This window comes from Xanthobacter autotrophicus ATCC 700552 (assembly GCF_043194565.1).
Classification (GTDB): domain Bacteria; phylum Pseudomonadota; class Alphaproteobacteria; order Rhizobiales; family Xanthobacteraceae; genus Xanthobacter; species Xanthobacter autotrophicus_F.
Window position 1 is genome coordinate 20,184 of record NZ_JBAFVS010000014.1, and the last position, 12,299, is coordinate 32,482.

The following is a 12,299-nucleotide window of genomic DNA, read 5'->3' on the forward strand; positions in this document are numbered from 1 at the left end:
CTTCGGTCACGGCATCAGCTCCACGATTTCGGGGCCCTGGCCGTCGCGGATCTCGCCATCGGCGATCTTGTAATGGCTGGCCTTCAGGCCCACTGCCTCGTCGAACCAGCGCTCCAGCCGCTTGTCCATGAGCGGGTCCGATGGCGGATGCACCGCATAGGTGCGTCCCTTTGTGAGGGCCACCACCTCGCCGTTCACCACCACCACCTCGCCGTCCTTCATGACGAGGCGCGGGGCGGCGAACATGGCCTCGCGGTCGGCCTGCTCCTCATAGAGCACCACGTCCGCCCGGGCGCCGGGGCCGAGATGGCCGCGATCCTTCAGGCCCAGGGTACGGGCGGGGGCGGCGCGGGTCACCACCGCGATTTCCTCCAGCGTGTATTCGCGGGAAATCTCGGCGAGCTTGGTGTGGGCGCGCGCCGCCTTGTGGATGCGGCCGAGGTGCTCGTCGCGGAACGGCTTGTCCATGAGCAGGCGGATGAGGTGCGGGTAGGAGGTGAAGGGTCCGCCATTGGGATGGTCGGTGGTCAGATACACCCGCCACGGGTCCTCGATGAGCAGGAACAATTCCAGCCCGATGGCCCATTGCAGCGCGTTCACGAAGGAGGTGTCGCGATAATTGAACGGCACCACGCCGCAGGCGGCGTCCATCTCGATGTCCATGCCGATCCACTTCTTGGGATCGGCGATGTTGTGGTTGCGGTACTGGGACATGAGATCGGCCGAGGCGGTCACGGTCTGGCCGAACATGATCTGGCCCACGTCCACCGAGATGTGCGGATTGGCGTTCACCGCCTCCGCGATCTCGGCCGAGCCGGAGGAGAAGTGCCGGTCGCCCTCGGTGCCGTAGGAGTGGAACTGGATGTGGGTGAGATGGAGGGGGAAGCCCTCGCTCGCGCCGATGGTGGCGAGCGTGGTCTTGACGTTGCCCGGCACCCCCAGATTGCAGCCGTGCAGATGGATGGGGTGCGGCACCCCCAGTTCCGATACGGCGCGCTGAAGGGTGTTGAGAACCCGGCGCGGGGTGAGGCCGTAAAACGGCCCGGTCTCGTCAAGATCGAGGGCGCGCCCGTTGAACTTGAAGGCGTTGATGCCGCCGGGGTTCACGATCTTGATGGCGCAGCACTGGGTGGCCTTGAGCATCCAGGCCACATAGTCGTTCACCGCCTGCTGGCCCTCGCCCTGGGCGATGAGGCGCAACAGGAAATCGTCGTTCCCCAGCACCAGGAAGCCACCGGTGTCGATGTTGGGGATGTCCGCCATTTCCAGATGAGCGTGGCGGGCATTGGCCCCCACCACCGCCGGCTCGAATACGGCGGTGTAGCCCATTTGCGAGTAGCGGCAGCCGGTTGCGTGGGTGGTGGGCGCCGCCCGCCCGCCGCCGCAGCCGCAGAAATCACCGAACGGCTCGGGGAACAGTGCCCGATCCTCATTCATCAACAGGCGGCCGAGATTGACCTTGCCGCCGGCGATATGGCTGTGCAGGTCGATACCGCCCGCGAGCACGATTGTGCCCGAGGCATCAACGACTTCCTCGCCATTGACCGGCGGCGCGTCGGCGATGATCCGGCCGTCCTCAAGCAGAACGTCGCGGACCTGGTCGATGATGTTGTTGGCGGGGTCGAACACGCGCCCACCGGTGATGCGCGTCCTCATGCACCCCTCCCGAACGACACAAGAATGGCCGCCGCCGCCTCAGCGACGCTGGGCAGTTCGGCAGGCCTAAGGGCCTGAAGCGGCAGGCAAACCACTGAATCCATACGGAAGACATGGCCGCCATAATCCACCCCCGGCGTCCCCACCGGAATGAACACCTCCGGCTCCCGCGCGAACACGGTGTCCGGGTGGGCGATGGCGATCACCGGGCCCCGGTCAAAATCGGGCGGCGCGTCGGGCCGGAAGGCGCTGGTGTGGAGCAGCAGGTCGGCGTCGCAAAGTGCTGCGGCCGTTGCGTAAAGCTCGGGCACATGGCGCGACGTGCCGGCCCCCACCGCCGTGCGCAGGGGGTAGCCGAAGCGCCACAGGGCAAGCTGGTGCGCCCCGGTCACATTGTCCCGTCCGCCCAGCGGAAACACCGCCGCGCGGGTGGTGACGGAGAGCGCATCCACCGCCTCCGACGCCGCGCCGGCAACCACCGGCGCATCCTCTTCGGGTAGGCTGGCGGCGTTCCAGGTGAAGACGGCGTAGCGCGCCGCCTTGAGCTGTGCGGCGAGGACCGCGAGGGCCGCGACCGTCGCTTCCGGCAGGCCGGCGAGCCCGTCCACCGCACGCCCGGCGACCAGCGCCGTCAGCACGGCAGCGGCAGTGGCCACCTCTTGTTCGGAAACGGGAATCTCCGTCACGTCGTGGGCAGCCAGGACCCGGCGCGAGGCCTCCGACAGCGGCCCGCCGACGACGGCGATCTGCCGCCGGCCGGGCGCCGTGACGAAGAGCGGGGCGGCGTCCCCGTCCGCCCCCTCCCCGCGCGCCGGAACGGCGCGGGAGAAGAAGCGGCTGAAGGCGGAGGCGGGATCTTCGCCGAATACCACCATCACGTCGCAGCGGTTGCGCACCTCGGCGAGGGTGGCGGCGATCCAGCCCTTGCGGGCCAGGCGCTCCAGATTGGCGAACAACCCGCCCGACGCCGCATGATCGAGGCTCGCGCCCGATGCCATGGCGATATCGAACAAGCGGCGCAGGCCCTCCAGATCCGCGCCCAGGCCGCTGAAGGCGGCGGAACGGGCGGCCTTGAGGTGGATCGCCGCAGCGGTGGCCGCGTCCTCGAAGCTGGCCGGGGCGCCATTGATGCGCGGCGACGGCGGCGGCGCATCGCTGCGGGCCAGAAGCCGCGCGGCCTCCGGGCAGGCGGTGCGCGGCGTGATGGCGCGGCCGGCGACGGCCACCTCCAGATCGTCGCATCCGAGGCCGCAGAAGCCGCAGACGACGTCTCGGACGATGCGATCAGCACCGCCGGTGATCGGCTCTCCCGATGTCATGGCGTCACCCGAAGGCGATGGTGGCGGGGCGCGCTGCGCCAGGCCCACGCCGGAGCGTGCAGCTGGCGCCGGTACCGGCCCGCGGAGGTGAAAATGGGACGAAATGGACAGACGCAGAGCGTTGGGATGCCATGGCTTTGCCTTGGGGGTTGAAGGTCCCGATCAAGACGCCGCGGCGGTTGCCCGCTTGTCGTTGCAGTGCGCTTCGGAAAACTCCGTGCGCCATGCGTCTGTTCTTGGGGAGGAAGCTAACATAGCCGCGAGGGGCAGAAAACCCGTCATCTATGCGGCAGATGCGAGCAGGTGTTGTGCAGCGCGGTATCGGATTTTACTTGAAGCAGCGGACCTCGGCTTCCGCCTGGGCGCGGCGCAATTCGGCAATGTTGTCCTCGTATTGGGGCGTATTGCGGAAAATGCTCGCCGCCTGCCCCACCCCCTGACGCATGGAAAGGATGGTCTCCGCCGCCACGTAGCGGTCATAGGGCAGGATGGAGGCTAGCGTATCCACCGAGCAGGAACAGCGGGTCATGGCCTCGCGCGACTGCCCGTTCGCCGCCATGCAGGCGATGACATAATCAACCCGCGCGGAGGTGGGATAGTCATTGTCGGCGACGGTGGCGGCGCACACCGCGCCGGCCGACGCAAGCAGCAGGCCCGCCGCCTCAAGAGCCTTTCGGATCATAGGCGATCGTCTCCTCCCAGAGCCGGCCGCCGGGGGCTTCGGCCGCGATCTGGATGCGCGCGATTTCCCCCGGCACGTCCGGTGCCACGTCGAATGTGTAGCTCATGCTCTCCAGCCCCCGCATGCGGGCGGCATTGGCGTCGCCCTCGTAGGGCTTCACGGTGATGCGCCAGCCCTTGAGGGTGCGGCCGTCCACCGTAATGTCGGCGGCCGCGACCCGGGCCCGGTCCCGCAACCCGGCACGGATGGCGTTCTTGAGATAGCGCGGATTGCCCTTGAGCCGCCCGGACAGCTCCACGAGATGATTCTCCAGGAACAGCATCAGCACCGGATTGGTGGTGACCTCTTCGAAGGGGCCGGCGGCACGGTGGCGCTCGATCGAGAAGAAGTCGACGCGCACATCGCGGGCATCGCCCCCTTTGCCCGGTTCGATCATGAGGCGGATGCGGTCGTCGAAGGACGGGCCAAGTTCCGCGTCGGTCACCTTGCGCGTGTAGGCATAGGAGAGCGTGTCGCCGGGCTTGGTGCCGGCCAGCTGGGGGCGCTCGAACAGGATGTCCGCCGCTTCCGGCGGCGCGGTTTCGGTGGCGGCCTGCGCTTCGGCGGCGCGCGCGGGCAGCGGCTCCACCAGGAAGCCGGCGGCGAACAGCGCCCCGGTGAGCACGAGACAAAGGCCGATGATCCTGCGGGCGCTCACGGTTTTGCTCCTTCCCGCTTGCCCGCCGGCGCCCCGCCGATGGTGCGGTAGATGAAATCGGGCGCGGTGCCCGCTGCCTCGGCGGTGGCCAGCGCCTCCACCTTGGCGTGGAACGGGGATTTCGAGCAGGCCGGATCGGTCAGGCTGGCATCCCCCGCCAGCGCCATGGCCTGGCAGCGGCAGCCGCCGAAATCCATCTCCCGCCGGTCGCAGCTGCGGCACGGTTCGCGCATCCAGTCGGTGCCGCGGAAGGCGTTGAACGCCGGCGAGGCGCGCCAGATGTCGCCCAGCGCGTGATCGCGCACCGACCAGAACTCAAGGCCCGGAATGCTTTCCGCCGCATGGCAGGGCAGCACCCGGCCGGTGGGCGTGACATTTAGGGTGCGCCGGCCCCAGCCGCCGGAACACGGCTTGGGATAGCGGGCGTAATAGTCCGGGATCACCATGTCGATGACCAGCACCCCTTCCAGCCGCTTGCGCGCCTCTTCCACGATGGCGACGGAGCGGTCCACATCGGGGCGCGCCGGCATCAGCGCCGCGCGGTTGGCATAGGCCCAGCCGTAATACTGGGTGTGCGCCACCTCCAGCCGCCGCGCCTTCAGCGCGATGGCCAGTTCGATCATGTCCTCCACCTGGTGGATGTTGGCGCGATGGAACACCGCATTCACGGTGAGCGGCAGGCCGAGGTCCGTCACCTGCGCGGCGAAGGCGAGCTTGGCCGCATGGCCGCCCGCATAGCCGCCGACGCGATCGGTGATCTCCGCCGTCGCCCCCTGAAACGAGAGCTGCACGTGGTCCAGCCCGGCCTCGGAGAGCGCCGGCAGCATGGCGCCGGCCCGGCCGACGCCGGAGGTGATGAGATTGGTATAGAGCCCTTCCGCCGCGCAATGGGCGGTCAGCTCCACGAGGTCGGCCCGCGCCGTGGGCTCGCCGCCGGAAAGGTGGACATGCAGCACGCCGAGGGCCGCCGCCTCGCTCAGCACGCGCTTCCAGGTGGCGGTGTCCAGCTCCGCCTCGCGGCGCTCCAGCTCCAGCGGGTTGGAGCAATAGGGACAGCGCAGGGGGCAGCGATGGGTCAGCTCCGCCAGGATGCCGATGGGATGGCCGGCGAGAGGCGCCGCCGCCGGGCGGGGCGCCGTCTCCAGATCCGTCATTTCGGCCGTGACATTGGTCATCGCTCGATCACCCGCCGCGCAATCAGATCGCCGATCATGTCGCGCACGTCGTCGGCGATCACCTCGCGCTTTTCGTCGAACCGCAGCGCCAGCGCGTCCACGATCTGGCCGCAGGTGCGCTGGCCATCCACCAGTTCCAGCACGCTCGCAGCGGTCTCGTCGATGTCGAACGCCCGCTCCGGAGCGAGCAGCACGTGGCGCTCGCGCACCTGATCATACTTCAGTTTCACGCCGCGGGGCAGGCGCGGCACGTCGGTCTCTTCCGCTCGCATGGCTCAGCCGGCCTCGACCAGGGCGATACCCGGCCGCCACGCGCCGGGCGCCGGCCAGCCCGGCTCCACATAGGCGAAGTAAAGCGCATCAAGCTGCGCCCAGAGAACTTCGGTCTTGAAGGTCAAGGCCCGGATGACGGCGCGCTGCTCGGCCACTGTGCGGGCGTTCTTCTTCACATAGTCGAGGGCGAAGTCCGCATCTTTGGGCGCCTGATCGAGCCGGCGGCGGAAATAGGCGACCACGCGCTCGTTGATGAAGTCGTAATTGGCCAGCATGCCGGAGATGCGCTCGGCATGGATGCCCGGCGCGAACAGCTCGGTGAGGGAGGAGGCCACCGCCTCCAGCAGCGAATGGTCGGCCACGAAGCGCACATAGGCTTCCACCGCGAACTTGGTGGCGGGCAGCGCGCCGTCTTTCGACACCACATAGTCGCGGTCGAGGCCCAGGCCGTCGGTGAGCACCAGCCAGCGCTCGATGCCGCCGGTGTCCTCGGCGAACCCGTCATGGTCGGTGATGCGGTGGAGCCATTCGCGGCGCAGCTCCCGGTCGTCGCAGCGGCTCATGAGCGCTGCATCCTTGCGGGGAATGGCGGACTGGTAGCAGTAGCGGTTCAGCGCCCAGGCGCGCACCTGGTCCCGGTTGAGCTTGCCGGAATGCAGCAGCTTATGGAACGGGTGGAGATTGTGGTAGCGCGTCGCCCCCACCTCCCGCAGAGCCGCTTCCAGCCCTTCGGGCGACAGCGGCTCGGACGGCGCGGGCAAGGGCGGAAACACCAGAGGCTCGGCGAGGGCGAGGAACGTCATAGGGAGAACTCCATTCCGTCGCGGGCCACCGTCCAGCCGGCCTGCTCCACGGCCTGGTGCTCCTGCGAGCCATCCACCAGCGCCGGGTTGGTATTGTTGATGTGGATGAAGACGCGGCGTGCCACGGGCACGTCCTTGAGCAGCGCCACGGTCCCGTCGGCTCCGGCCATGGAAAGGTGCCCCATGCGCGCGCCGGTCTTGGTGCCGACGCCGGCCTGGATCATCTCGTCGTCGCGATAAAGCGTGCCGTCGAAAAACAGCAGGTCGGCCCCGGCGATCCGATCCCGCACCGCCGGCGTCACCGCCGCGCAGCCGGGAATATAGACGAGGCGCTTGTCCCCGCAGGTGATGGTGACGCCCACGGTGGAGCCGGTCTCCTCGCCGATGACGAGGCTGGCGTCCTCCCGCCAGAGCGGCACCTTGCCGGGCACGGTGAAGAATTCCATCGCAAGTCCCGGCGCCGGCGAGAAGGCCTGCCCGAACACGGCGGCGGTCCGGCTGACGAAGGCCTGCGCCACCACGTCGAACACCTGGTTCTCTTTAAGCAGCCCCAAGGTATCGGCCGTCCCGTAGAGGGCAAACGGCTGGGATTCCCGAAGCGAGAGCAGGCCGGCGATGTGGTCCACGTCCCCGTTGGTGAGGACGACGGCGCGAATGGGACTGTCGCGATCCCCCTTGCGCGGCTTGAGCGCGGGGGTGGCCGAAATCTGCGCCCGCAGGTCGGGCGAGGCATTCAGCAGGACCCAATCGGCGCCGTCGGCGGAGACGGCGATGCTCGACTGGGTGCGCGGAGTGACGCGCGGGTCTCCCGACCAGGCCATCTGGCACACCGGACAGCGGCAGTTCCATTGCGGAACGCCGCCGCCGGCCGCCGAACCGAGAACGATCACCTGCATGATGCGTCGAACGCTCCTGCCTTATCGTTCCCGGCCACCGACCACATTCGGATCAGAAATCGGCCGGCAGATAGGCGGTGACTTCCATGCCCACGCAGACTTCGCAGACCTGAGGCTTGTTCCAACGCATGATGCTTCCTCCGGTTATGTGCTCCAGATCTTTCTAAGAAGATCATAAGAACAACCTGCAATGATGAAGTTCATCGCATCGGATTCAAATATTGGCGTTTGATTTGGTTCCCGCAAGCAAAATGTGATGCTGCACCGCAGCAGATCAATGGGCGGCCGCCGGCGCGGAGAGGTCCAGCATGAAGCCGCGACCGCGCACCGTGGACACCTGCGGCCCGCCGGCGCGGCTCACCGGCGCAAGCTTGGTGCGCAGGTAGCCCACATAGACATCCACCACGTTCAGCGAGGCCCCGCCCTGGTTGGCCCACAGCCGGTCGAAGATCTCGCCGCGGGGCACCGGCCGGTTGGGGGTTGCCATCAGCAGGGCCAGCAGCTCCGCCTCCCGTTCGGTCAGGCGGGCATGGATCTCGCCGAACAGCACGGTGCGGGTGGACTGGTCCAGCACGAGACGCCCGGCGACGAGGCGGCCCGCATGGTTGTCGCCAAGGCGGTGCAGCAGGTGGGCGCGCAGCCGCGCCACCAGCTCGGCGAACTCGAACGGCTTCACGATGTAGTCATCGGCGCCGGCGCCGAGGCCTTCGGCCCGGTCGCGCACCTCGTCCTTGGCGGAGAGGAACAGGATGGGGCCGGAATGCCCGGCCTCGCGCAGCGCCCGGCATACCTCGATCCCCGAGCCGTCGGGCAGCATGATGTCGAGCACCACCGCGCAGGGATTGTACTGGCGTGCCGCCTCCAGCGCCTCGTCGGCGCGGCCCACGACGGTCACGTCGAAGCCTTCGGCCGAGAGCCCGCGGCTCAGCATCGCGCCGATGTCGCTGTCATCCTCGACCACCAGAATGTTCATGTGTCCTCCTCGCCGGGCGGGTTCGCTCAGGCGCCCTGCGCCTCGACAGCCTCGGGATGGGCCTGGGGACGGGGGAGCGCGATGACCACACGGGTACCACCCTCTTCTCCCTCGTCCAGAATGATCCATCCACCGTGCCGCGTCACCACCCATTCGGCCAGCGCGAGGCCGAGGCCGAAACCGGTGCCGTCGCCAAACCGCTCGCCATCGGAACCCTGTCCCCGGGCAAAGCGCGTGAACAGCCGGGCGCGCGCCTCCGCGGCGATGCCGCGCCCGTCGTCGGTCACGGTGATCTGATCAACCACCTCTCCACCGGCTCCGGTCATGGTGGCGATGGCGAGGGTGATGCGCGTCACCGTGCCGCCATGGCGCAGCGCGTTGTCGATAAGGCCTTCCACCACCTGGCGCAGCCATTCGCGGTCGGCATGGACCAGGGGGCCGGGCGCCGGCGCCTCCAGCTTGAGGCGCACCCCCTGCCGGAGCGCCACGCTTTCAAAGCCGGCGACGGCGTCGGCCAGCAGCGGCACCAGCGGCACATCCTGGAACACCAGCTCGATCTCCCCGCTTTCCGAGCGGGCGACCCGCAACAGGTCCTCGATCCGCCGATGCAGGCGCACGGCCCGCTTGCGGATGGTGGCCAGCACCGAGCGGCTGAGGTCCTCGGGAATGGCGGGGGCACGCTGGGTCACGTCGCATTCGCCGATGATGACGGTGAGCGGCGTGCGCAGTTCGTGGCTCACGTCGGTGAAGAAGCGCCGGCGGGAGGCGTCGATGGCGGCGAGGCGGGCATTGGCGGCGGTGAGGTCGGCGGTGCGCTCGGAAATGGTCCTTTCCAGCAGGGCCCGATCCTCGACCACCCGCCGCTCACGGCGGCCGAGGCGCGCGGCCATGCGGTTGAAGCGCGCCGTCAGCACGCCCAGTTCGTCGCGCGGGCCGATGGTGAGGCGGGTGTCGAGGTCGCCGCGGCCGATGGCGGCGGCGGCCCGGTCCATCTCCCCGAGCCGGGTGAGCAGCGGGCGGGCAATCGCCCGATAAAGCACCACCGCCGCCGCCAGCACCAGGGCGGCCAGCGCCACCGCGCCCACCCTAAGCCGCAGGGACAGCGCCAGCGCTTCCTCCCGCGCGCTGGTCACGGCGCGGCGCTCGCTCTCCACCAGCAGCGACAGGGTGGGACCGGCAGCGGCGGCAAAGCCGTTGAGAGCGCCGCGCACCCGGTCACCCCGACTGCGGGCATCGGCGTCGGCCACGGCAGCGGAAATCTGGCGGTCGAGGAGGATGAAGTCGGCCCGCAGATGCGCAAGCATGCGCTCGCGGGGGCGCACGCCCGTCTCAAGGACGGGAGCGGTCTGCGCGGCGCGCACCGTCGCCGCCTCCAGCACCGCCGCGACGCGGGAGCGGGCGTCCTCCATGCGGCCCAGATCCGCACGGCCCAGATCCGCGCCGTGGCTTTCGGCGACGGCCACGGCGGCGAGGCCGAAATCGGAGAGGCGGGCGGAGATTTCGGTGAGCAGGTCCAGCCGCTGCTGGGCCGAGACCGTCGCTTCCAGGGCACGATCCGCCGCCCCCACCGCAAGGAGAACCCCCACGGCGGCCAGGATGGCAAAGGATGCCGCCGCGCCGCTCAGGGCAGCGAGCTTGAAGCGGATGGATCTCATCGCCCGCGCCGGTCTTCCTTCCGGGCTACCCGGTTGTTCTGGTTATCCGCCCTTAGATACACCAAAACATCGCTCACCAAAGCAAACGCCGCCGGGCGCACAAGGCATCCGGCGGCGTCTTTGGGTCAGGCTCGCGTCGGCGCGATCAGGCCTGGAGGGGCTGGCCTTCCTGCTGGATGCGCTGCTGGAACAGCGCCGCGAAATCCACAGGATCGATCATGAGGGGCGGGAAGCCGCCGTTGCGCACCGCATCGGCGATGATCTGCCGGGCGAAGGGGAACAGCAGGCGCGGGCACTCGATCAGCGCCACCGGCTGCAGGCTCTGCTCCGGAACGTTGAGAATGCGGAACACACCGGCATAGACCAGCTCGAAGGCGAACAGGGTGTTGCTCTCGATGCTGGCGCCACCCTCGATCTTCAGCTCCACCTCGAACTCGCCGTCGCCGCCGGGGCGGGCGTTGACGTGGATCTGGATGTTCACGTCGGGCTGGCTGGGCGGAGCGGCGAGCGAGCGCGGCGCGTTGGGATTCTCGAAGGAGAAATCCTTGATGTATTGCGCGAGCACGTTCAGCGACGGCGCAGCATTCTGGGTGGGGCCGCCATTCTGCGTGGCCATGCGCATCTCCATCTCAAGGGTTGATTGTGGGCACCCGATCGGATGCCCTAAAAGCGCGGCGCTGCTACCATGCTTTGCGCTTCAGGTGCAAGGATGGGCCGCGCGATGGACACGGCGCGCGGCCCCGGCGCGACAGGACAGGAGACCGAAAGATGTCCGACGAGACCCCCACGCCGTCGCGCAAGCCCTTGAGCGAGGCCGCGAAACGCGCGCTCGCCGAAGCCGAGGCCCGCCGCGCCGCCATGGATGCGGCTGCCAAAGAGCGGCCGAAGGAGATCAACGGCCGCGCCGGCCCCGAGCCGGTGCGCTACGGCGACTGGGAAGTGGGGGGCATCGCCTCCGACTTCTGAGCCGCGACGCCCCTTCAAGGCGACGGAAGGGGACCCCTCAGCCCACCAAAGCGAGGCCGATGAGCCCGGCGACGCCGACGATGATGCGCCACCAGCCGAACGGCGCGTAGCCGTGCTTGGCAACGAAATCGAGCAGGGTCCGCACCACCAGCACCGCCGCGCAGAAGGCGGCGATGAAGCCGATGACGATCAGCACGCCGTCATCCATGGAGAGGTTGTTGCGGTTCTTGTAGAGATCGTAGGCGAAGGCCCCGGCCATGGTCGGCAGCGCCAGGAAGAACGAGAATTCCGCCGCCGCCCTCTTGTCCACGCCCATGAGCATGCCGCCGACGATGGTGGAGCCCGAGCGCGACATGCCGGGGATCATGGCCAGGCACTGGAAGAAGCCGATCTTCAGCGCCAGCAGCAACGGCAGGCCCATGGCGTTGTTGTAGCGCGGCTCCGGCACCACCTTGTCGATGAACAAAAGCACGATGCCACCCAGAATCAGCGTCACGCAGATCAGGGCGGGGGTCTCGAACAGCACGCTCTTGATGAAGCCGTGGGCCAGCGCCCCGATGACCGCCGCCGGCAGGAAGGCGACGAGGATGCCGATCACGAAGCGCCGCGCGCCCGGATTGGTGGGCAGCTGCTGCGCCACGCGGAGGAAGCGCTGGAAATAGACGGTGAGGATGGCGAGCACCGCGCCGAGCTGGATCAGCACCTCGAAGGTGTGGCCGGCGCTCTCGAACCTCAGGAAATGCCCCAGGAGCAGGATATGGGCAGTGGAGGAGACGGGAATGAACTCCGTCAACCCCTCCACAAGGCCGAGAACGAGGGCTTCGAGCATGTCGCCGAGGGTCATGGGTGGGATAATCCGGAAGGCGGTGAGGGTGGCGCATCCTGTTCCGTCCCCTTCGCAGGTGCAATCGCGCGGCCGTGACGGGAGGCGCCATGCACCCTGCGGCGGTGTCATTTCCTGATGGCCTGTGGCGCGTCCGCCACAGGCCATCCTGCCGCAGCGGGAAGCTCTAACCTTTGAATTCACGATGAAATATGCTCCCGGAGCGGCAATCATCGTCGCACTTTGTTTACCACGTTTCGGTGGACGCCCGGCCGCGGCGGACCCAGCACGCGATGCTGCACTGCGGTGGAACCAATCGGAAAGAATCGCGCTCTAAAACAGGGGGGCGCCGGTGACTGGCCTTCTCCCCACCTGACCCCC

14 protein-coding genes are annotated in these 12,299 nt (G+C 68.5%); 1 reads left to right on the top strand and 13 read right to left on the bottom strand.

Annotated features, from left to right (window positions below; translation table 11 throughout):
• Positions 1 to 6 precede the first annotated feature (6 nt).
• From V5F48_RS15475 to secB, 12 genes are all read right to left on the bottom strand, one after another.
• Positions 7 to 1,656, bottom strand: a complete 1,650-nt coding sequence (locus V5F48_RS15475) for a formylmethanofuran dehydrogenase subunit A (protein WP_394259421.1) — start codon at positions 1,654 to 1,656, stop codon at positions 7 to 9.
• The gene (locus tag V5F48_RS15480) at positions 1,653 to 2,975 is read right to left on the bottom strand and encodes a molybdopterin-binding domain-containing protein (protein WP_394259422.1); all 1,323 of its coding nucleotides are present in this window, start codon (positions 2,973 to 2,975) and stop codon (positions 1,653 to 1,655) included. The genes V5F48_RS15475 and V5F48_RS15480 overlap by 4 nt, the downstream gene beginning before the upstream one ends.
• Before the next feature lie 328 nt (positions 2,976 to 3,303).
• Positions 3,304 to 3,657, bottom strand: a complete 354-nt coding sequence (locus tag V5F48_RS15485; protein ID WP_394259423.1) for a hypothetical protein — start codon at positions 3,655 to 3,657, stop codon at positions 3,304 to 3,306.
• Positions 3,638 to 4,354, bottom strand: a complete 717-nt coding sequence (locus tag V5F48_RS15490; protein ID WP_394259424.1) for a hypothetical protein — start codon at positions 4,352 to 4,354, stop codon at positions 3,638 to 3,640. Before V5F48_RS15490 ends, V5F48_RS15485 begins: the two co-directional genes overlap by 20 nt.
• Entirely contained in the window at positions 4,351 to 5,508 is a 1,158-nt protein-coding gene (gene pqqE, locus V5F48_RS15495; RefSeq protein WP_394108738.1) for a pyrroloquinoline quinone biosynthesis protein PqqE, read from the bottom strand. Before pqqE ends, V5F48_RS15490 begins: the two co-directional genes overlap by 4 nt.
• 17 nt (positions 5,509 to 5,525) lie before the next feature.
• On the bottom strand, positions 5,526 to 5,801 hold the full coding sequence (gene pqqD, locus V5F48_RS15500; protein WP_394108637.1) for a pyrroloquinoline quinone biosynthesis peptide chaperone PqqD: 276 nt from the start codon (positions 5,799 to 5,801) through the stop codon (positions 5,526 to 5,528).
• A 3-nt stretch (positions 5,802 to 5,804) separates the two neighbouring features.
• Entirely contained in the window at positions 5,805 to 6,605 is an 801-nt protein-coding gene (gene pqqC / locus V5F48_RS15505) for a pyrroloquinoline-quinone synthase PqqC (RefSeq protein ID WP_394259425.1), read from the bottom strand.
• Positions 6,602 to 7,501 (bottom strand): pyrroloquinoline quinone biosynthesis protein PqqB, encoded by a 900-nt coding sequence (gene pqqB / locus V5F48_RS15510; protein ID WP_394259426.1) that lies wholly within the window; start codon positions 7,499 to 7,501, stop codon positions 6,602 to 6,604. The genes pqqC and pqqB overlap by 4 nt, the downstream gene beginning before the upstream one ends.
• 52 nt (positions 7,502 to 7,553) lie before the next feature.
• Positions 7,554 to 7,631 carry a pyrroloquinoline quinone precursor peptide PqqA gene (gene pqqA, locus V5F48_RS15515; RefSeq protein ID WP_081437156.1) on the bottom strand — a complete coding sequence of 26 codons (78 nt, stop codon included), beginning with the start codon at positions 7,629 to 7,631 and terminating at the stop codon, positions 7,554 to 7,556.
• Between the two features lie 144 nt (positions 7,632 to 7,775).
• Entirely contained in the window at positions 7,776 to 8,474 is a 699-nt protein-coding gene (locus tag V5F48_RS15520) for a response regulator transcription factor (RefSeq protein ID WP_394108640.1), read from the bottom strand.
• A 26-nt stretch (positions 8,475 to 8,500) separates the two neighbouring features.
• The gene (locus V5F48_RS15525) at positions 8,501 to 10,129 is read right to left on the bottom strand and encodes a sensor histidine kinase (protein WP_394259427.1); all 1,629 of its coding nucleotides are present in this window, start codon (positions 10,127 to 10,129) and stop codon (positions 8,501 to 8,503) included.
• A 145-nt stretch (positions 10,130 to 10,274) separates the two neighbouring features.
• On the bottom strand, positions 10,275 to 10,745 hold the full coding sequence (secB, locus tag V5F48_RS15530; protein WP_394259428.1) for a protein-export chaperone SecB: 471 nt from the start codon (positions 10,743 to 10,745) through the stop codon (positions 10,275 to 10,277).
• A gap of 152 nt (positions 10,746 to 10,897) precedes the next feature.
• Between secB and V5F48_RS15535 the strand changes: the two genes are divergently transcribed.
• Positions 10,898 to 11,095 carry a DUF1674 domain-containing protein gene (locus V5F48_RS15535; protein WP_394108643.1) on the top strand — a complete coding sequence of 66 codons (198 nt, stop codon included), beginning with the start codon at positions 10,898 to 10,900 and terminating at the stop codon, positions 11,093 to 11,095.
• Positions 11,096 to 11,132: 37 nt separating this feature from the next.
• Here V5F48_RS15535 and V5F48_RS15540 read toward each other — a convergent pair whose 3' ends face one another.
• Positions 11,133 to 11,939 carry an undecaprenyl-diphosphate phosphatase gene (locus tag V5F48_RS15540; protein WP_394259429.1) on the bottom strand — a complete coding sequence of 269 codons (807 nt, stop codon included), beginning with the start codon at positions 11,937 to 11,939 and terminating at the stop codon, positions 11,133 to 11,135.
• Positions 11,940 to 12,299: the final 360 nt, after the last annotated feature.